Below are 19,219 nucleotides of genomic sequence, written 5' to 3' on the forward strand. Positions count from 1 at the left end.
CATCATTCTAAAATAAAGGAGTTTTGCGCATGGAATTGGAAGCGTTACCAAGTATAGCAACTAATCCAAATATGGTTAATTATGAGGATGTTTATCATGAGTTCAATTGGAAACAAACGGAACAGCAATTTTCCTGGTATCAAACTGGTCTCCTAAATCTTGCTTATGAGGCAGTTGACAGACACGCTGAAGGCTACCGTGCAAAAAAGGTTGCTCTCCATTATTTCAGCTCATCCAGAAAAGAAACATACACCTTCAAGGATTTAAAAAAATTTTCTAACAAGGCTGGTAATGTTTTAAAAGATTTTGGTCATGTAGAAAAGGGAGATCGAGTATTTATCTTTATGCCTCGCTCACCTGAACTATATTTTTGCCTACTAGGTGCTATAAAACTGGGTGCTATCGTTGGACCTTTGTTCGAAGCCTTTATGGCGGATGCAATTAGGGATCGACTTTATGATAGTGACGCAAAAGTAATTGTTACAACAAAGGAATTAGTACCAAGAATTCCAATTGATGAGCTGCCTGCATTAGAAACTATATTTGTTATTGGTGAAACTGTTGAGGAATCTGGAAAGATAAAAGATTTTTATGCATACTACCAACAAGCATCAGAGGAATTAGACATAGTGTGGGTAGATCGGCAAGATGGGCTAATACTTCATTACACTTCTGGTTCAACAGGAAAGCCAAAAGGAGTGCTTCACGTACACAATGCCATGATACAGCATTACCAAACAGCTAACTGGGTTCTCGACTTAAAAGAAGATGATGTGTATTGGTGCACAGCTGATCCTGGCTGGGTCACAGGTACATCCTATGGAATTTTTGGTCCTTGGTTAAATGGAGCTACCAATGTTGTTGCTGGGGGCCGCTTCAATCCAGATACTTGGTATAAAGTCATTGAGCTTTTCGGTGTGACTGTCTGGTATAGCGCCCCTACCTCTTTTCGAATGTTAATGGCTGTTAATGAAGATATAAGCAAAAAATACAGTTTAACTTCTCTGCGGCATATTCTTAGTGTTGGAGAGCCTTTAAATCCTGAAGTCATCCGCTTTGGTCAACAGGTATATGGCCTTCGGATTCATGATACTTGGTGGATGACGGAAACGGGAGCTCAGCTAATCTGTAACTTTCCATGCATGGATATAAAGCTTGGATCAATGGGTAAACCAATCCCAGGAGTTGAAGCTGTAATATTGGATGATAACGGAAATATTCTTCCTGCTAACCAAATGGGGAACCTTGCCATAAAGAAAGGGTGGCCTTCCATGATGCATAGTATCTGGAATAATGAGGAGAAATTCAAATCTTATTTTCAGAATGACGATTGGTATGTTTCTGGAGACTGTGCCTATATAGATGAGGATGGTTATTTTTGGTTTCAAGGTCGTATTGATGATGTCATTATGACTGCTGGAGAGAGAGTTGGCCCATTTGAAGTGGAAAGTAAACTCCTTGAGTTTCCAGCAGTATCAGAAGCAGGAGTGATTGGAAAGCCAGATCCACTTCGGGGTGAAATTATTAAAGCTTTTGTATCATTAGTAGATGGATATTTACCTTCAGATGCATTAAAAGAAGAAATAAGATTATTTATAAAAACAGGCTTATCAGCACATGCAGCTCCAAGAGAAATAGAATTCTGTGAGAAAATCCCTAAAACCCGAAGTGGAAAGATTATGCGGAGAGTGTTAAAGGCATGGGAGCTTGGCCTACCAACGGGTGATTTGTCGACAATGGAAGATTAATACAATTCTTTTAAAGAGAGTAAGTGGCTTTTAAACTGTTTAAAACCACTTACTTATTAACGCTTTTGCACCTTCTCCGCACTACTTCAAATATGTATCTCTTCATTTATATTTCCCCAAATGATCACATGTTTCTTCTATAATATAAGTAGTGCTAATCATTCTATTAAACCCCTAAACTGAAAACCCTTACTTTAAAGTTGTCACCTGTTCCTATCTATGTCAAAATGAAAGAGATGGAAAATGTATATACGAAAAAGTATATGCTCTATACATATCCATATGGGAGGGTAAAGACTATGAGAACAATGAAGCTGGGTAGTAGTAACTTAGAAATTCCTGTAGTGGCTGTTGGCTGTATGCGTATTAATTCTTTAGAAAAAAAGGAAGCCGAAAAATTTGTTCAAACAGCTATGGAGCAAGGAGCAAACTTTTTTGATCATGCAGATATTTATGGTGCTGGAGCATGTGAAGAAATTTTCTCAGAGGCTATTCATATGAATTCTACTGTTCGTGAGAAGATCATTCTACAATCTAAGTGTGGTATTCGAAAAGGACAATTTGACTTTTCAAAGGAACATATTTTAACTTCGGTAGACAGTATCTTAAAAAGACTGCAAACAGAATACTTAGATGTTCTTCTGCTTCATCGTCCAGATGCCTTAGTAGAACCAGAAGAAGTTGCAGAGGCATTTGAATTATTGGAAAGCGCTGGAAAGGTTCGTCACTTTGGAGTATCGAACCAAAATCCTATGCAGATTCAATTATTACAAAAATATGTGAAGCAACCGATTGTTGCTAATCAACTTCAGTTGAGCATCACCAACTCCACTATGATATCTAATGGTATTAATGTAAACATGGAGAATGAAGCAGCAATCAACCGAGATGGCAGTGTACTAGATTTCTGCCGATTACATGATATTACTATCCAACCATGGTCACCATTCCAATATGGTTTTTTCGAGGGAGTATTTCTTGATAATGAGAAATTCCCTGAATTAAATAAACAGATTAATGAACTAGCAGAGAAATATAAGGTTAGCAATACGACTATTGCTATTGCTTGGTTATTGCGCCATCCAGCTAATATGCAACCAGTTATTGGAACGATGAACTTAGAGCGTTTAGTGGATTGCTGTAAAGCAAGCGATATTCATTTAACGAGAGAAGAGTGGTACAGTATCTACCGTGCAGCAGGTAATATTCTGCCTTAAAGTTAAAACTAACCATATAGCAAAAGGGCTACCCAACAAACTGGATAAGCCCTTTTTACTATTAGCGATTATCTACTTTTTCTGGATACATATCATGATTCATTAATCGATGTGTAGCCATTTCTTCAAATTTAGTACCTGGTCGACCATAATTACACCAAGGATCAATAGAAATTCCTCCACGCGGAGTAAATTTACCCCAAACTTCTATATATCTAGGATCTAGCAATTGAATCAAGTCGTTCATTATTATATTGACACAATCTTCATGGAAATCTCCATGATTACGGAAACTAAATAAATATAGTTTCAATGATTTACTTTCTACTATTTTCTTATCAGGTATATACGAAATATACATAGTCGCAAAGTCAGGTTGCCCAGTAATAGGACATAGGCTAGTAAACTCCGGACAATTAAATTTCACAAAATATTCTCGATTAGAATGGAGATTATCAACAGACTCTAGCACTTCTGGTGCATAATCACTTTTATACTGTGTATTTTGATTTCCAAGTAATGTTAATTCCGTTAAACCTTCTTCATTTTTTCTACCAGACATATAAAAATCCTCCTTATGCTATCTCTTACCAGTTACTATTTAGAGGGTCAATCCTTATCTAATGAAAAAACTACTAAATCCAAATAAAAAAGCCATGTCTTATGGACATAGCTTTTGATAGCATGAATCCATAGTTTTTTATAGAGGGTATCTGCTATGAACCTCTCCCCATTTATAATTCGGGTTAATAGTATTAACTATATAGATACACTTTCTAATCGTCAATGGAAATTATTAAACATGCTTTACATCGTTTGCCTCTAAGCCTTCCTCTTTCATTACTTTTTTCAAGTCATCTTGAATGGATATGTCTGCTAGCTTCACTTTTGATCGATATGCGGAGCGGACAATGACGTGAGAAGCTACTGGAGATGTAAGGAATACAAAGAATATACCTAGAAATAATCGAATACTAAATGTTCCTTCTATAATAAAGAATGCAAATGTTCCAATGAGAGTAAAAAGCACCCCCATTGTAGAGCTCTTAGATGCAGCATGTGATCTCGTATAGACATCTGGCAATCGAATTAAGCCTACTGAGCTAAGGAAGCTAAATATCGTCCCAATTAATATTAGTAGTACCGCAATTAATTCAATCGGATTTTCGTTCAATAACCACACCTCTTTCTATAAAACGAGCAAAGGCAATCGTTCCTATAAAGGAGAGAATCCCAATTAATAAAATTACTTCAAAGAAACCTGTATTTCTAAGTAATACAGAAAAGATGGCTACACCTGATATCATATTAATGCCTAAAGCATCCAATGCCTGTATTCGATCAGGGGTAGATGGGCCCTTTACTAGACGATATATAGTAGCAAGAATAGACAAAATAAGTAAGATTAAGGCACAAACTAGAATATTATCAATCAAAGCTAGTCACCTTCCTTATAGCCATTTCAAACTTCTCTTTTGATCGAAAAATGGATTCCTTCTGCACGGGTAGATCCATTGCATGTATATAAAACCTTTTGTTATCTCCTGATATCTCTACTACAACAGATCCAGGAGTTAAATTCATTAATAAGGCTAATAAGGATACTTCTAATTGCCCCTCTAATTTAGTCTCTAAAGAAAAAATTCCTGGGGAAATATTTAATTTCGGCCTAATCACATGTCTTATTACTCCTAAACTAGAAGTAAATAGCTCTTCAATAAATACAAGAAATAATCGGACAACTGCTAATAGTGTTTCTAAATAAAACTTAGTCGGAAGAAATCTACGTAGTATAAATAGTACAAGGATACCGAATAGATAACCAGTGAAGAAGGTTAATACATTCCAGCTATCTTGAAGAAACATCCAGATAATACCTAATAATAAATTAGTTAATATTTGCATAGGCATAGGTACCACTCCTTCCTATCATTTTATTTAAGTGTTTCAAAAGCTTACTTCTCTTCTTCCATACTCACTTACATATACAGATCCTTAGCTATCGCCTAACACAGCTTCTACATAGAAAGAAGGTGTCATAAGATTATCTACAGCTATATCGACATAACTGTGTATTCCTTCTGTTCCAAGTCCGAGTGCGATGGTTAAAGCAGTTAATATAGTAATGGGTAGCATAAGGCCTTTTGTACTCCCTTTTTCTCTTTCAATCGTTAGATCTGTGTATCCCCAAAACACATTCATAAAAACTTTTATAATAGAATATAAAACCATGAGACTTGTAAGAAGACCTACTGCACCTAGCCAATAATATCCAGATGAAAATGTTCCTTCTGTAATAAAAATCTTTCCTAAAAACCCACTTAAGGGTGGAATACCTGATAAAGACAGGGCAGCAATGAAAAACATCCAACCAAGTGCAGGGTGAAGTCTAATCAGTCCACTAATTTTATCTAGCTTACTCGTTCCAGTTAAATGAATAATGGTACCTCCAAGAAGGAAGATCAATGACTTGATTACCATATCATGAATTAAATAATAGAAAGAACCCGTTAATCCAATGGTAGAATAGGATGCAAGACCTCCTAAGATAAATCCTACTCCAACAATAACGTTATAGGTTAGTACTTTTTGTATATCACGAAACGCTACTGCTCCAACCGCTCCAAGAATCATGGTTAATGCAGCCAATATCCCAATCAATAAATGCGTTGTTTGAGGTTCATGATAAAAAACCAGTGTAAACATACGAATAATTGCATACATACCTACCTTTGTTAATAAAGCAGCAAAGATAGCGGCAATGGCAGTAGGTGGTGCACTATAAGAACCTGGCAACCAAAAGAATAAGAATAAACCAGCCTTTAGGCTAAAGACAATTAAGAATAAAATGGCTACGGTTGTCATTAATCCATCCTGTCCCACTTCTGCAATACGGTAGGATAAATGAGCAAGATTTAATGTTCCTGTTATGGCGTATAAATACGCAATTGCAACTAGAAAAAGGAACGAGGAAATAACATTTATTAAAATATATTTAATCGATTCACGCAACTGAACTCTAGTACCACCATGTGAAATTAATACATAAGAGGCTACTAGCATGACCTCAAAACAAACGAATAAATTAAAAATATCACCAGTAATAAAAGAACCATTCACTCCGGAAATGAGAATGAGAAATAGGGGATAAAAATAGTATTCCTCTCTTTCTTTTCCAATGGAAGAGTAGGCATAAAGTAAACAACAAATAGAGACGATACTTGTTACAAGAATTAGGATACTTGCAAACATATCTGCTACCATACTCACACCAAATGGTGCTTCCCAGCCTCCTAATTGTAATACTTGAATCCCCTCTTTTTTATTCTGTCCAACTAAAATAATCGATACAATAGAGACAAGCAACAAAGCAAGAAAGCTAAGAATTCGATGTAGTCTAATTTTCCTTCTAAAAATCACCATAATCAAAGCTGCTATTACAGGCAGAATGATAGGTAAGATAATCATATTATTCATCTTCATTCCCCCTAAGCAGTTCTGTGTCGTCTGTACCCAATACTTTATGAGCTCTATAGCTCAATACTAAAAACAGTGCTGTTGTTGCAAAATTAATAACAATTGCTGTCAGCAGTAGTGCTTGTGGAAGGGAGTCAGCGTAGGAGTGATTCGTTATACCAAGTAATGGTGGTCCTCCCTTTTTTAATCCGCCCATCGTTATAATTAAAAGATTGACTCCATGACCAAGAATCGATGTTCCTAATATGATTCTCAGTAATGTTTTGGATAAAATTAAATAGATTCCTATTGAAAATAGTATTCCGACAAGGATGGACATTACTGTTTCCATTATCGATCATCCCCAATCGTCATAATAATGGTTAAGGCAGTACCTATAACAGCTAAAGCAACTCCTATGTCAAAAATTACAGCTGTTGCAAGCTCTGTCTTACCAAATATCGGGAGTTGAAAATAACCAAATGCCTGTGTTAGAAATTCTTCCCCATAGACCATTCCACCAACACCTGTAAGCACAGAAATTAGAACCCCCACAGCAGCTAAAACCTTAAAATCAACTGGTATATTCTTACGTACTGACTCAATATCAAATGCAAGAAATAGAAGAATAATAGCAGACGCAAACGTTAATCCTCCAATAAATCCTCCACCTGGAAAATGATGCCCTGATACGAAAAGGTTTACTGCAAAGGTAAGGATGATTACTACTGCTATCTTAGCGACACTCTGTATAAGTAAGTCGTTAGACTTCTTCATCTTTATCCCCCCTTGTTAGCTTCAATTTAATTAATGTATATACACCTAAACCAGCTACGGTAAGGACTAGTATTTCTAACATGGTGTCTATGCCTCTAAAATCAACTAATATAGCATTTACGATATTTTTTGCGCCTGCAAGCTCATATGAATTTTCATAATATACAGAGATAGAGTCAAATACATGGGTTCCATTGGCAGCTAAGGCAATAATTGTAACAATAGCACCTACTCCAATAGAGATAATGGCATTCACCGCTTTAAAGCGCACTCTAGTTATTTCCTTCTTTAACTGTGGCAAATGATAAAAGCATAATAGGAATAGAGCAGTTGTTACTGTTTCTACTACCAATTGAGTTAATGCTAAATCTGGTGCTCTAAATAATACAAAGAAGAAAGAAACCATATATCCTAAAGCTCCAACTGCAATAATAGAAGTCATTCTAGACTTAGAAACTAAAGCTGTTACAGCACAGATTATCATGCCAATGACTAATCCAATATCAAAGATACTTATAGGTGCATCTTTAGAGGTATCAATAGATATACCTTTAAATAGTAGAAGCGATCCACCAAGTATCAGAATGATAAATGCAAAGATATAAACTAAATAATCTCTAATATACCCAGTCATATACGTAGTTGTCACAGATTTCGAAGTACGCTCCATCCAACCTAGTGATTGATTGTAAGCATTACTAAGTGTTAACCATTGAGGGTATAAACGGTATAATCGGTACCATTTTCTTAGCAGCAGGTAAAGAACCGTACCGAATAAAACAACACCAATGGTCATCATGAGTTCTAGATTAAAGCCATGAAAAGCGCTAATTTTTTTATTTTCAACTACACTTGAAAGTGTTGGTAATACGGAAGCAAATGCTGGCTTAAGTAGCCACTTTGAAAGCATATTAGGAACGAAGAATAAAAGGATTACAAGTGTTGCTAATATGATTGGTGAGATAAGTAAGCCTATAGGTGCTTCATGTACCTCTTTATCTAGTTTTAGAACCTTGTGTTTCCCTCTAAATGTTTTAAACACTAAAATCATACAGTAGATAAAAGTAAACACACTTGCTATCCAAGCAATAATAGGAATTAGTATACCTATAGAGTTAACATGAAAGATTCCCATCTTAGAAGCTTCAATAACTGCAGTCAAAAACATTTCTTTACTTAAGAAACCATTAAAAGGTGGTAGTCCAGCCATAGAGAAACCGCCAATAATCGTTAAGGTGAACGAAATAGGCATTACATGCATTAAGCCACCTAATCTCCTGATATCCCGTGTACCTGTTTCATGGTCAATAATCCCCACAACCATAAATAGAGATCCTTTAAAGGTAGAATGATTGACCAAGTGAAAGATTGCTGTAAAAATAGCTGCAGCATAAATAGAAGATTCTTCCACACTTAAACCTTTATATAAAGAAGCAGAGCCTAATCCAAATAAACTCATAATAAGACCTAATTGACTAATAGTAGAGTAGGCAAGCAGTGCTTTTAAATCCGTTTGCTTTACTGCATTGATGGAGCCATATAATAAAGTGAACAACCCAAATCCAGAAACAAGCCAGAACCATTCCGCCGTTCCACCAAAAATCGGAGTTAAACGTGCAACTAAATATATTCCTGCTTTAACCATAGTGGCGGAGTGTAGATATGCACTGATAGGAGTAGGAGCTTCCATTGCGTCAGGTAACCATATGCTAAAAGGAAATTGTGCTGACTTTGTAAAGGCTCCAACTAAGATTAAGATCATAGCAGCAAGAAATAACGGTTGCCCCTTATATAAATCCACAAGAGCAATCATTTCTCTAATACTCGTAGTATCAGAAATCATGGAAAGCATAATAAAGCCTGCTAGCATTGCCAAACCACCGAAAACAGTTATTAACATTGCCTTCTGTGCTCCATATCTTGATCTTTCTCTTTCGTACCAATATGCAATTAATAAAAAGGAGGAAACACTTGTGATTTCCCAGAAGACATAAAGAACAAAGATATTATCTGAGAAAACCAATCCTAACATTGCTCCCATAAACATCAGAAGATAAACATAAAAATTGTGTAGTGCCTCTTTATGTTGAGATAAATAAAAAATAGAATAGAGTATAACCAATGTACCGATCCCTGCTATCAATAATCCAAACACCAAACTTAGTCCGTCTAGATAAGTAGTAAAGTTCATATCATATGAGGGAATCCATTTAGCCGTTGAAAGGAATACTTCTCCTTTCGATATCTTTGGGATAAAGGAAAGCAAATAAATAAAAATAGCGAATGGCACAACTAACACAAACCATCCTGTGTGTAGCTTCGGGGTTACTTTTTTGTGTATAACAGGGACTACAATTGCAAAGATGAAAGGGAATAATATCATAAAGTGTAACCAAGACATCTTAGGCCCTCCTTTTTAATAGTTTTTTATAAGAGGTATTTATTTTTCAAACTATGTCTACCCTTACTATTAACTAGGGAAAACACGGGAATATCTGAGAAAATAGAACAATTTAACAAATCGATTGACTGATATGGTAGCATGCGTTATATTCATACATAGTTTATTATTAATGGTGTAAATCATTCACATCTAACAAGAGGTGAACTAATAATGGGAAAAAGTAAAGAACGCATGGACGAAAGTATTCTTGTCTGCGTTTATTATGGCCCAAATGGTGAGCGTCTCATCCAACGAGGCTGTAAAATAGCAAAAATGCTTGATTGTCCACTATATATCTTAACTGTCGATCCAAAACCTTTAGATGATTTGGATGCAGAAAAATCAAGTTATATCGCTAAATGGAAAGAATTAGCAGATAAACATGGTGCAGATGCCTTTATTATTAAAGACAATGAAACAAAACCAATCTCAAAAGTAATTGCAGGGGTTGCCAGAGAGAAAAGTATTACACAAATCATCTTAGGGCAAACGGCTCAAAGTCGATGGGAACAGATGACTAAGGGTTCGATTATCAACTCTCTTTTAAAAGAAATTCCTTTTGTCGATCTTCATATTATTTCTGTTGCACGCTTTTTAAAGAATCCTGAAGGAGCCTATGAAAAAGGAGTTCGTGCTTATTTAGTTAAAGAAGGTAACGGTTACCGTATTATCTTTAACCATACGAAACAAGTGGCATATGAAGGGATATTTTTTAAAGAATGCGGAACTGACTTTAATAATGGACTCTTTAAATTTATGAAAGACAACGAAACACTGCAAGTACTAGTACATGAGGACTTTATTACTGATTTAACTAATGTGAGTATGGATACTAACGTAGATAATGATGATTTTCTGTAATATCTTTACTTTGTAAACTCCACCTTAAATGGTGGAGTTTTTTCTTTACACTAAAGATTAACATCCACTCTTACTAATTTTTTATCCTCTTTATTGATGCCGATATATTTAAGTGTCTCAGAAGGGCTATGATGATTATAAATATCCATTAAAATGGATATTGCTATCCCTTTTCGATAAGCATGATAACCAAATGTTTTTCTCAAGGTATGCATTCCAATCTTACCTGTAATTCCAACCAACTTTGCCGCTTTATTAATAATTCTATAAGCTTGTTGGCGTGTAATCGCCTGAGCATTCTTCTTAGATTTAAAAAGAAAATCCTCTTCTAATAAAACCTGTTCTTTCATGTATTTTTCTAATTCTACATGAACCTTGCCATTTAAATAATATGCCTTTGTTTCTTCTGAATCAGTAATGTATAGAAATTCTTTCATTCCTTCGTCATCTATGACATCCTTAACTTTTAAAGAGAGCAAATCACTGACTCTTATTCCTGTATTAATCCCAAGTACAAAAAGCAATAAATCTCTTTGCGATTGCTTTCTCAATATCTCTTTAATAGCATTAATACTTTCTAATTCTTTTATAGGGTCGACGTACTCCATTTATTTGCCTCCAGATATGTTACATAACTCTATACTAACATCATTTAAGTAACATTACAATGTAGTTGTTTGATAATCAGAATCTTTTGCATGTCCCATTTTTCATACTTTGTTGTTTATTAATCGAGCTATGCTAGTCCCAGTACTTTTCAGATTACAACTCGCAGGGAGGAAGCTGAGCCTCAGTCTACCAGTAACTACCTATCTTTCTTCCCCTGTAATCACATATTTCAACTTGTAAATATTTCCTTTCATCCCTTCTGCTCCTATTATTCGGGATAGATAAAAAACCGCCATTGATAAGTAACTAATAACTTAATCAATAGCGGTTTTTGAGAAATAGCCTCCTTATTTTCGATTTTATAAAAATCTAAACAGCAAGGCTACTAGCTATGATGATGTAATTATGATGGGATTATTTCATTGATATCCAAGTCAATCACCTCTTATTTTTACACACTTTAACGTACTCCCCCTTAAACATGGCAATATTTTCAATCCCCATGGTAAAATATTAATAAAAATTAATATGCTCTATCATTATTAAAGGATGATATTATGATAAAAGAAGTCTGCGTAGAAAATTTCACACATATTCCAATTGCTGTTGAAAAAGGTGCTCAACGAATTGAACTATGTGACCATCTTTCTGTAGGTGGAACGACGGTGAGTCATGATGTAGCAGCCAAATCCCTTTCATATTGTAAAGCAAATAATGTGAAAGTAATGGCCTTGATACGACCTAGAGGGGGAACCTTTTTTTATACAGATGAAGAAATCAATATTATGCTAGAAGATATTATTCATTTTAAGAAATTAGGGATACATGGGGTTGTAATTGGCTGTTTAAATAGAGAAGCTTGGATTGATGAAGAATCTATGCATAAGCTACTCCATGTAGCTAACGGCATGGATGTTACCTTCCATATGGCATTTAATCATTTATCTCCTACTAGAAAGTTAGAAGCAATTGATTGGTTAGCTTCTAAAGGAATTAAGCGAATTTTGACTCATGGTGGACCTTTACATACCAAAATTGAGCAGAATATATCTATCCTTAAAGAATATATAGCCTATGCTTCAGATAAGATTATTATTATGCCTGGAGGAGGAATAACGAATCAAAATCTTCCAATGCTTTTAGAATCATTAGCAATAACAGAAATACATGGGACAAGGATTCTTGGGGATTTAGTATAAAAAAGGAATATATAAAGACATTGGAAAGAACCTTTCTTACAAATTCTTTATCTAAAAAAGAACATTAATAACACGAACCTATTGTCAGTTTGAGCTATTAATGTTCTTTGCGTTTATCGTTTACTATTGGGTAAAATAATCCTTCAATACTTGAAAATCCTCTGTTAAATTGATTCTATTAGGCTCTGCTTCTAATAATCGATCAATCATTACTTGTATATGCTCCACATCTTTACTATCTGTGTATTCAATAAAATTTAGTTCCTGTAACCAATCCTCATAAGAATGCTTAGCTTTACCATAACTATTTCCAAAAACTAGACATGGAGTTTTTGTTAGAATAGAGAAAATCATTGCATGAAGCCGATCTGTTATGATTAGTTTCTTGGAACCAATTTTGTCTAACATTTTTAATAGATTCTGTTCTCTATCCGCATAATCAATGGTATCAATTTCTGAAAGTACCGTGTCTGTTCGTTCTACAGAGTAATTTCCACTCAGAATATCAGTCAGTTTAGAAACAAAATTCTCTTCTGTTATTTTCTCTTTATCTTCTCTTAATACAAACATAACCCCTTCTCTCTCTAAATTTCTAGGCTCTATCTGCAAGGATAATACTAAATCAGGCGTATATAGTACATTTGCTTGGAAAGTTTCTCTTAATCTTTTCAAAGTTTGATGCTCTCTTGCCACAAGCGTTAAATGTTTATTTTGATTGTATGCCCTTTGACTTTTTTCTTCCTCACTTCTGCCGTGCTCTGTATCCTCAAAGAACGCAGATTGCGGAAAAACAATGGTTCGGTAGTCCTTGAACTCCTCAATAACCCTTCTTCTATCTTCCTCAATATCAACATAGAGACTACCTAAGTTACCTCCACCTGTAAAGCAAACTATATCATCTTGCTTTATAATCTGTTTGACTATTTCTATTCCTTCCACTGTCGCATAGTCCATAATTTCAATATATTCATAGTATGGAAAACAGTTTTTAATTAACTTTTCAATTGCATATGCAATTGCCTGATCCCCAATATTTGTGTAGCTTGGGGATCCAAATAAAAATACCTTTGGCTTATTATTAGTGAGTGCTTCTCTGCTTACATTAGGGGCTATCCCTTTTGTTAAAGTAGTAGATTGCGATAACATTATTTGATTCCTCCTGCCCTTTTTTACTTTATATTTTTTCTATACCCTAGATAGCTTGTCTTAATCTCCCTCATCTATTTTTGTAGTGATTCTTCCAAGCTAGATAAATAGACTTACCATCACTGGGATTATTTTCTCCATAATCACAAGGTATAATGGCAAAAAAGATATAGTAGACAGAAAAATAGACAAATTGATAGAAAATATGACTTTTTGGAAGTATACCTTGTATGATTAGAAAGTTTACCACTACAATAGCAATAAGATTAAAAAGTATCCCACCTGCATATATAACAATCTGCTTCCATGTCTTTTCTTTCTCCATTCCTTGTAGGTTGCAAGCAGAATCAATAAAATAGAGAACATGAAAATGAATGGATCCTAACTGAAATAGCTTCACTCCTCTTCCAATGATTAAATCTCCTTGCTCACCGAATATCCAAATAAAAAATTTATGCCCTACTACATGAATAAACGCAACAATTGGTAACAGCACAAAAAAAGCGATGGCAAACGTATCTAAATCATCCCAAGAAAACATCTTACTCCTCCTTTCTCATTAGAAATACCTCCTATAAGAACAAACAAACCATTCTTTTTCTAATTGAGATTATTTGGAAATATCATTTTTCCCTATGTATTAAGATGTATCATATTCATCTGCTAATCCTTAACAGATCTTATCCCACTTTTTCATGAATAATAAAGCTCCTACCAACCATACTATAGTCGAACTAAGTGAAATTGTTCACGAATAAACAATTAGCTATGTTCCACGTGAAACTTGTTGTTTTTTATCAGAATATGTCTTTTTCTATTTTTTTGTTTATCTATCTTTTTCATTTGTTATTACCCTTTCTCAATTAAGGAAGTTTTGCTTATAATTATTCATTCGATTCATATACTTCATAACCTCACTTGAATGTAAGGGTTTCCATATAAATACGCACCATTTATACGTATTTATTTACAAGGAAAATAAATATTTTAAACTGTATTTCTTGACAAAATAATAGTATTTATATAATAATTAATTTTGAATTGTAATTATTATTATTTGAATAAGTTTAGATATAAAAGTCTAAACTGCTAATAAATTTATAACTAGTAGGAGGAAAATAATATGTCAATTATCGGTAAACAAGTAGAACCATTTAAAGCTCAAGCATTTCATAACGGTGAATTTATTGAAGTAACAGATCAAAACTTACAAGGAAAATGGAGCATTTTCTGTTTCTATCCAGCTGATTTCACATTTGTATGTCCTACTGAATTAGAAGATCTACAAAATGAATATGCAACTTTAAAAGACCTTGGAGTAGAAGTATACTCTGTATCAACTGATACACACTTTACACATAAAGCATGGCACGATCATTCAGATGCAATTGGTAAAATTGAGTACATCATGATTGGTGACCCTACTCAAAAAATCTCTCGTGATTTCCAAATCTTAAATGAAGAAGAAGGTCTTGCTGATCGCGGAACATTCATCATTGATCCAGATGGTAAAATCCAAGCTGTGGAAATAAATGCTGATGGTATCGGCCGTGATGCTAGTACATTAGTAAACAAAATCAAAGCTGCTCAATATGTACGCAACAATCCAGGTGAAGTATGTCCAGCTAAATGGCAAGAAGGAAGCACTACTTTAAAACCTAGCCTAGATCTTGTTGGTAAAATCTAAGGGGTGTAAGTATGTTATTAGATAACGAGATTAAAGCTCAGTTAAATCAGTATCTCCAAATGATGGAGGGCGAAGTTGTACTTAAGGTAAGCGCAGGTTCTGACGAAGTATCTAAAGATATGCTAGCCCTAGTTGATGAACTAGCTACTATGTCCTCTCTTATTAAAGTGGAAAAAGTTCAGTTGGAGAGAACACCTAGCTTTAGTGTGAACCGTGTTGGTGAAGATACAGGAATCACTTTTGCAGGTATTCCTCTAGGACATGAGTTTACTTCCTTAGTATTAGCTCTACTACAAGTAAGTGGTCGTGCTCCTAAAGTAGATCAAAAAGTGATTGATCAAGCGAAAGCTATTAAAGGTGAATATCACTTTGAATCCTACATTAGCTTAACTTGTCATAACTGTCCTGATGTTGTACAAGCATTGAATGTTATGAGTCTTGTTAATCCTGGAATCACTCATACAATGATTGATGGCGGAGCATTTAAAGCAGAAGTAGAAAGCAAAAATATCATGGCAGTACCGACTGTTTTCCTTAACGGAGAATCATTTGGTAGCGGTCGTATGTCTTTAGAAGAAATCCTAGCAAAAATGGGTAATACTGCTGATGCTTCTGATTTTGCTGATAAAGAACCTTTTGATGTTTTAGTTGTAGGTGGCGGTCCTGCTGGTGCTAGTGCTGCAATCTATGCTGCCCGTAAAGGGATTCGCACAGGTATTGTTGCGGAACGTTTCGGTGGCCAAATCATGGATACACTTGCTATTGAAAATTTCATTAGTGTTAAGCAAACAGAAGGTCCAAAGCTTGCTGCTAGTTTAGAAGAGCATGTAAAAGAGTATGATATTGATATCATGAATCTACAACGTGCAAAACGTTTAGAGAAAAAAGATCTAATTGAAATTGAATTAGAAAACGGTGCTGTTCTTAAAAGTAAATCCGTAATTCTATCAACAGGTGCTCGTTGGCGTAATGTTGGTGTTCCTGGTGAAGCAGAGTTCAAAAACAAAGGTGTAGCATACTGCCCACACTGTGATGGTCCACTATTTGCTGGTAAGGATGTAGCTGTTATCGGAGGCGGTAACTCTGGTATTGAAGCAGCTATTGATTTAGCAGGTATTGTAAACCATGTTACTGTTTTAGAATTCATGTCAGAGCTTAAAGCTGACTCTGTATTACAGGATCGTCTATACAGCCTTCCAAATGTAACGGTACTTAAAAATGTGCAAACAAAAGAGATCACTGGTACTGATAAAGTAAATGGTATCTCTTATACAGATCGTGAAACAGGAGTAGAAGGTCATATTGAACTTGCAGGTGTATTTGTTCAAATAGGTCTTGTTCCAAATACAGACTGGCTAGAAGGTTCTGTGGAACGCAACCGCATGGGAGAAATCTTGGTTGATAAGCATGGTGCAACAAGTCTTCCTGGTGTATTTGCAGCAGGTGACTGTACAGATAGCGCTTATAAGCAAATCATTATTTCCATGGGTTCAGGTGCAACAGCATCTCTAGGTGCTTTTGATTACCTAATCCGTAACTAATAGAATACCTTTTTAATGGGTAGGACTACCAATTTCTTGGTAGTCCTATTCTTTTTTGTCTATATTATTTTCCTAAAACATAGTAAAATATAAGAAAGTGCAAAATATGTCGTAAATTGTCATCTGTCTTTAAAACTCAGATAGATTGGTTAAATTAATTAAGGAGACGGTCACTAATGTATTCCTACAGGAGTTATCATTAGTTTCCTAAAAGAGTCTATGCCTATTATCATACTCGTATTAGTTATCATGCTTCAGATTTTGTTTACCTGTCTATTTATTGTATCTACCGTAGTATTCAAAGATGAACCTTATATATTAGGAATTCCTGTACACTTGATATTTGTGGTTTTACTAAGTATTTTATCTCTAATATTGCTTGGAAAGATCTATCAGAGAGATACAGAACGGAAAATTAAACAAACAGAATCCATTCATGAAGAGCAATTTCGATCCTTAGTAGCATCTGTTCGTTCCGACCGTCATGATTTAAATAATCATTTAACTGTTATTTCAGGTTTATTAGCTATAAATAATTATGAAGCTTTATCGGATTATATAAAAAATCTGATAGGTGATACTCGTATCAATAATCAAGTTTTAGCTATTAAAGACCCTGTGTTGGCTTCGCTACTCTATTCTATTATGGAAAATTTTAAGAAAAAAGAAGTTATCTTTAACTTTATTGTATCTACAGAAGAAGTAGTACGCCTCCTAACATCAACGGATCTTATCCGAATCATTAGTAATCTTCTTGATAATGCCTTAGATGCTACCCTAGAACTGTCAGAGGAAAAGCGTTATGTTTGTCTTGAATTGCTAGAAAGATCGGACAACCTTGCTATTATCGTTAAAAATACTAGTATACTAAAGAATTTTTCTACTACTTTTATGGAAGCAGGCTATTCAACAAAGTCTCAGCAGTCAGAAAGGCGAAGAGGATTTGGACTATCTATTATACAAGAGTTAACAAAGAAATATCATGGTGACCTTCATATTTATATAGAAGAGGAACTAGTTCATTTTGAATTACTTTTTCCTAAACCTTAAGAATTTACAGTTACAATTGAACATCAAGAGAAGAGGGGAATTTTATGGCTTGGTACAGCTATTTTTTATTATGCGTTCCAGAAGCTCTAGCAGTAACTTTGTTAAGCTTTACACTATTGGGTATATCTCTAAAGGAGAATAAGAAATCCATTATTTACTTTGCTCTTACATATGGTTTAGTTGCATTTATACTAAATATATATCTAGTTAATTCATTAAAGCCCATTTTAACGCTTTTCTTTTTTTCTATTCTCATTTCTTTTCTATTTAAACGTAAATTAGTAGATGGTTTTATTATTGGGCTCACATCCTTTGTTTGCTTAATACTTTTTGAACTAACGTTTTCTTTACTATATACTGCCTTATTTGATTTGAATTATGATTATCTATTATCTCATGCGTGGCAAAGAATTCTTGTGAGTGCATCTACTACAACAATTCCAATGCTACTAGTAGCTCTTATTGTTTATAAAAAGAACTATTCTATTAAGATATCCTTGCTCAAAAGATAGTTGACAGAATATTTTTACATACTTTATAATTATTGGTAAAAGATGCTTGGTTTTCCATACTAAATTTAAGGTAGGATAAAGCATGATAGCTACTATTAGTCAAAAGTTAGCAAACTATCTAATTCACTACACAGAACAAAAAAGCGAAGTAGATTATTTACGATATGGACTAGAAATTATTATCAGCGGTTTCATTAAAGTAATGCTTCTATTTTTAGTTGCATTATTTTTAGGTGTTACCGCATCTACACTTATTGCTTTTACTACTTTTGCTCTTTTTCGAATTTTAACAGGTGGATATCATTACTCTACATACTTTCGTTGCTTAATTGCCGGATTATTTTTATTCATTGGAATTTCTATTTCCATAAGCATATTAGAACCGAGCACCCTTCAACATACGACTTCCTATCTTTTGTTTTTTTCGCTTATTGTCGGTCTAATAATGACATATAAATATGCCCCTTCCAATCACTTTTATCGAATTACAACGGATATTCTCAACAAAAAACTAAGAATAATCGCTTATATTGCTATAGTAATTTGGTATGTTATCTTGCAACTATTACTAGTTAGCCAATATCCTATGCCATATATTCTAGCTTCTATTTTTGCTTTTCTGTTTCAGTTTTCCAGCTTACACCCTTATTCCTATAGATTTGTTCATATGGTGGAAGAAATGATTGATAGGAGGAAAACAAGTGAAAAATCCACTTAAGTTAGTTGTAGGTATGATTGCAGGTTTTATTATTCTATTGGCTAAAGCCGAGGTAAGTTCTGCTTCTAGTATTATTTTCTACCAACCAAAGGCACCTAAAGATAGCGAATAAAAAGATAGCTCCCTCTTAAGTTTTCTTCACTTAAAAGGGGGCTATTGCTTAATTTCTTATGCTTATACTGCAGATACTATTACTATTTTCCGATAACTTTACAAAAAATTTACAATTCTCTATTAGCCATAGTATGGAAATTT

At 34.5% G+C, this 19,219-nt stretch carries 21 protein-coding genes; 10 read left to right on the forward strand and 11 right to left on the reverse strand.

Annotation, left to right across the window (positions count from 1 at the left end; genetic code table 11):
* Positions 1-29 precede the first annotated feature (29 nt).
* Positions 30-1,748 carry an acetate--CoA ligase gene (gene acsA, locus F9279_RS07865; RefSeq protein WP_152112247.1) on the forward strand — a complete coding sequence of 573 codons (1,719 nt, stop codon included), beginning with the start codon at positions 30-32 and terminating at the stop codon, positions 1,746-1,748.
* Between the two features lie 299 nt (positions 1,749-2,047).
* Entirely contained in the window at positions 2,048-2,965 is a 918-nt protein-coding gene (locus tag F9279_RS07870) for an aldo/keto reductase (protein WP_152112248.1), read from the forward strand.
* 61 nt (positions 2,966-3,026) lie between these two features.
* On the opposite strand, the gene queF is transcribed toward F9279_RS07870, so the two are convergent.
* From queF to F9279_RS07910, 8 genes are all read right to left on the reverse strand, one after another.
* On the reverse strand, positions 3,027-3,527 hold the full coding sequence (gene queF / locus F9279_RS07875; protein WP_152112249.1) for a preQ(1) synthase: 501 nt from the start codon (positions 3,525-3,527) through the stop codon (positions 3,027-3,029).
* A gap of 234 nt (positions 3,528-3,761) precedes the next feature.
* Positions 3,762-4,139: a monovalent cation/H(+) antiporter subunit G gene (gene mnhG / locus F9279_RS07880; protein WP_152112250.1), complete on the reverse strand. Its 378-nt coding sequence runs from the start codon at positions 4,137-4,139 to the stop codon at positions 3,762-3,764.
* The gene (locus tag F9279_RS07885; RefSeq protein WP_152112251.1) at positions 4,120-4,401 is read right to left on the reverse strand and encodes a Na(+)/H(+) antiporter subunit F1; all 282 of its coding nucleotides are present in this window, start codon (positions 4,399-4,401) and stop codon (positions 4,120-4,122) included. Before F9279_RS07885 ends, mnhG begins: the two co-directional genes overlap by 20 nt.
* A complete protein-coding gene (locus F9279_RS07890; protein ID WP_152112252.1) occupies positions 4,394-4,876 on the reverse strand; it encodes a Na+/H+ antiporter subunit E in 483 nt (160 codons plus the stop codon). Before F9279_RS07890 ends, F9279_RS07885 begins: the two co-directional genes overlap by 8 nt.
* 84 nt (positions 4,877-4,960) lie before the next feature.
* Complete coding sequence (locus F9279_RS07895; RefSeq protein WP_152112253.1) at positions 4,961-6,442, reverse strand: Na+/H+ antiporter subunit D; 1,482 nt, start codon at positions 6,440-6,442, stop codon at positions 4,961-4,963.
* Positions 6,435-6,773 (reverse strand): Na(+)/H(+) antiporter subunit C, encoded by a 339-nt coding sequence (locus tag F9279_RS07900; RefSeq protein WP_152112254.1) that lies wholly within the window; start codon positions 6,771-6,773, stop codon positions 6,435-6,437. The genes F9279_RS07895 and F9279_RS07900 overlap by 8 nt, the downstream gene beginning before the upstream one ends.
* Positions 6,773-7,198 carry a Na(+)/H(+) antiporter subunit B gene (locus F9279_RS07905; RefSeq protein ID WP_152112255.1) on the reverse strand — a complete coding sequence of 142 codons (426 nt, stop codon included), beginning with the start codon at positions 7,196-7,198 and terminating at the stop codon, positions 6,773-6,775. The genes F9279_RS07900 and F9279_RS07905 overlap by 1 nt, the downstream gene beginning before the upstream one ends.
* Positions 7,185-9,599 carry a Na+/H+ antiporter subunit A gene (locus tag F9279_RS07910; protein ID WP_152112256.1) on the reverse strand — a complete coding sequence of 805 codons (2,415 nt, stop codon included), beginning with the start codon at positions 9,597-9,599 and terminating at the stop codon, positions 7,185-7,187. Before F9279_RS07910 ends, F9279_RS07905 begins: the two co-directional genes overlap by 14 nt.
* A 213-nt stretch (positions 9,600-9,812) precedes the next feature.
* On the opposite strand from F9279_RS07910, the gene F9279_RS07915 reads away from it, so the two are divergent.
* Complete coding sequence (locus F9279_RS07915) at positions 9,813-10,502, forward strand: universal stress protein (protein WP_152112257.1); 690 nt, start codon at positions 9,813-9,815, stop codon at positions 10,500-10,502.
* A gap of 50 nt (positions 10,503-10,552) precedes the next feature.
* Here the strand turns inward: F9279_RS07915 and F9279_RS07920 are convergent, their stop codons facing one another.
* On the reverse strand, positions 10,553-11,110 hold the full coding sequence (locus F9279_RS07920) for a tyrosine-type recombinase/integrase (protein ID WP_152112258.1): 558 nt from the start codon (positions 11,108-11,110) through the stop codon (positions 10,553-10,555).
* A gap of 558 nt (positions 11,111-11,668) precedes the next feature.
* Between F9279_RS07920 and F9279_RS07925 the strand changes: the two genes are divergently transcribed.
* The gene (locus F9279_RS07925) at positions 11,669-12,310 is read left to right on the forward strand and encodes a copper homeostasis protein CutC (protein WP_152112259.1); all 642 of its coding nucleotides are present in this window, start codon (positions 11,669-11,671) and stop codon (positions 12,308-12,310) included.
* A gap of 123 nt (positions 12,311-12,433) precedes the next feature.
* Here F9279_RS07925 and F9279_RS07930 read toward each other — a convergent pair whose 3' ends face one another.
* The gene (locus F9279_RS07930) at positions 12,434-13,456 is read right to left on the reverse strand and encodes a polysaccharide pyruvyl transferase family protein (RefSeq protein ID WP_152112260.1); all 1,023 of its coding nucleotides are present in this window, start codon (positions 13,454-13,456) and stop codon (positions 12,434-12,436) included.
* A 70-nt stretch (positions 13,457-13,526) separates the two neighbouring features.
* Positions 13,527-13,997 (reverse strand): hypothetical protein, encoded by a 471-nt coding sequence (locus F9279_RS07935; RefSeq protein ID WP_152112261.1) that lies wholly within the window; start codon positions 13,995-13,997, stop codon positions 13,527-13,529.
* A 582-nt stretch (positions 13,998-14,579) separates the two neighbouring features.
* Between F9279_RS07935 and ahpC the strand changes: the two genes are divergently transcribed.
* The 6 genes from ahpC to F9279_RS07965 all read left to right on the forward strand — a co-directional run bounded on the left by ahpC (position 14,580) and on the right by F9279_RS07965 (position 19,076).
* Positions 14,580-15,143, forward strand: a complete 564-nt coding sequence (gene ahpC, locus F9279_RS07940; protein ID WP_152112262.1) for an alkyl hydroperoxide reductase subunit C — start codon at positions 14,580-14,582, stop codon at positions 15,141-15,143.
* An 11-nt stretch (positions 15,144-15,154) separates the two neighbouring features.
* Entirely contained in the window at positions 15,155-16,684 is a 1,530-nt protein-coding gene (gene ahpF, locus F9279_RS07945; protein WP_152112263.1) for an alkyl hydroperoxide reductase subunit F, read from the forward strand.
* A gap of 219 nt (positions 16,685-16,903) precedes the next feature.
* Entirely contained in the window at positions 16,904-17,734 is an 831-nt protein-coding gene (locus F9279_RS07950; protein ID WP_152112264.1) for a sensor histidine kinase, read from the forward strand.
* 44 nt (positions 17,735-17,778) lie between these two features.
* A complete protein-coding gene (locus tag F9279_RS07955; RefSeq protein WP_152112265.1) occupies positions 17,779-18,246 on the forward strand; it encodes a hypothetical protein in 468 nt (155 codons plus the stop codon).
* A gap of 82 nt (positions 18,247-18,328) precedes the next feature.
* Positions 18,329-18,964 (forward strand): accessory gene regulator ArgB-like protein, encoded by a 636-nt coding sequence (locus F9279_RS07960; protein ID WP_152112266.1) that lies wholly within the window; start codon positions 18,329-18,331, stop codon positions 18,962-18,964.
* Positions 18,948-19,076, forward strand: a complete 129-nt coding sequence (locus tag F9279_RS07965; protein ID WP_152112267.1) for a cyclic lactone autoinducer peptide — start codon at positions 18,948-18,950, stop codon at positions 19,074-19,076. Before F9279_RS07960 ends, F9279_RS07965 begins: the two co-directional genes overlap by 17 nt.
* Positions 19,077-19,219 lie beyond the last annotated feature (143 nt).

The organism is Bacillus sp. B1-b2 (genome assembly GCF_009183415.1).
GTDB lineage: Bacteria > Bacillota > Bacilli > Bacillales > Cytobacillaceae > Niallia.

Bases quoted from the DNA above. Each gene is read 5' to 3' on its own strand.
- F9279_RS07950 (WP_152112264.1), top strand. From the start codon at position 16,904: ATGCCTATTATCATACTCGTATTAGTTATCATGCTTCAGATTTTGTTT.
- F9279_RS07935 (WP_152112261.1), bottom strand. From the start codon at position 13,997: ATGTTTTCTTGGGATGATTTAGATACGTTTGCCATCGCTTTTTTTGTG.
- F9279_RS07930 (WP_152112260.1), bottom strand. From the start codon at position 13,456: ATGTTATCGCAATCTACTACTTTAACAAAAGGGATAGCCCCTAATGTA.
- F9279_RS07900 (WP_152112254.1), bottom strand. From the start codon at position 6,773: ATGGAAACAGTAATGTCCATCCTTGTCGGAATACTATTTTCAATAGGA.
- F9279_RS07890 (WP_152112252.1), bottom strand. From the start codon at position 4,876: ATGCCTATGCAAATATTAACTAATTTATTATTAGGTATTATCTGGATG.
- queF (WP_152112249.1), bottom strand. From the start codon at position 3,527: ATGTCTGGTAGAAAAAATGAAGAAGGTTTAACGGAATTAACATTACTT.
- F9279_RS07895 (WP_152112253.1), bottom strand. From the start codon at position 6,442: ATGAATAATATGATTATCTTACCTATCATTCTGCCTGTAATAGCAGCT.
- F9279_RS07925 (WP_152112259.1), top strand. From the start codon at position 11,669: ATGATAAAAGAAGTCTGCGTAGAAAATTTCACACATATTCCAATTGCT.
- F9279_RS07920 (WP_152112258.1), bottom strand. From the start codon at position 11,110: ATGGAGTACGTCGACCCTATAAAAGAATTAGAAAGTATTAATGCTATT.
- F9279_RS07915 (WP_152112257.1), top strand. From the start codon at position 9,813: ATGGGAAAAAGTAAAGAACGCATGGACGAAAGTATTCTTGTCTGCGTT.
- F9279_RS07955 (WP_152112265.1), top strand. From the start codon at position 17,779: ATGGCTTGGTACAGCTATTTTTTATTATGCGTTCCAGAAGCTCTAGCA.
- F9279_RS07905 (WP_152112255.1), bottom strand. From the start codon at position 7,198: ATGAAGAAGTCTAACGACTTACTTATACAGAGTGTCGCTAAGATAGCA.
- F9279_RS07960 (WP_152112266.1), top strand. From the start codon at position 18,329: ATGATAGCTACTATTAGTCAAAAGTTAGCAAACTATCTAATTCACTAC.
- ahpF (WP_152112263.1), top strand. From the start codon at position 15,155: ATGTTATTAGATAACGAGATTAAAGCTCAGTTAAATCAGTATCTCCAA.
- F9279_RS07910 (WP_152112256.1), bottom strand. From the start codon at position 9,599: ATGTCTTGGTTACACTTTATGATATTATTCCCTTTCATCTTTGCAATT.
- F9279_RS07870 (WP_152112248.1), top strand. From the start codon at position 2,048: ATGAGAACAATGAAGCTGGGTAGTAGTAACTTAGAAATTCCTGTAGTG.
- acsA (WP_152112247.1), top strand. From the start codon at position 30: ATGGAATTGGAAGCGTTACCAAGTATAGCAACTAATCCAAATATGGTT.
- ahpC (WP_152112262.1), top strand. From the start codon at position 14,580: ATGTCAATTATCGGTAAACAAGTAGAACCATTTAAAGCTCAAGCATTT.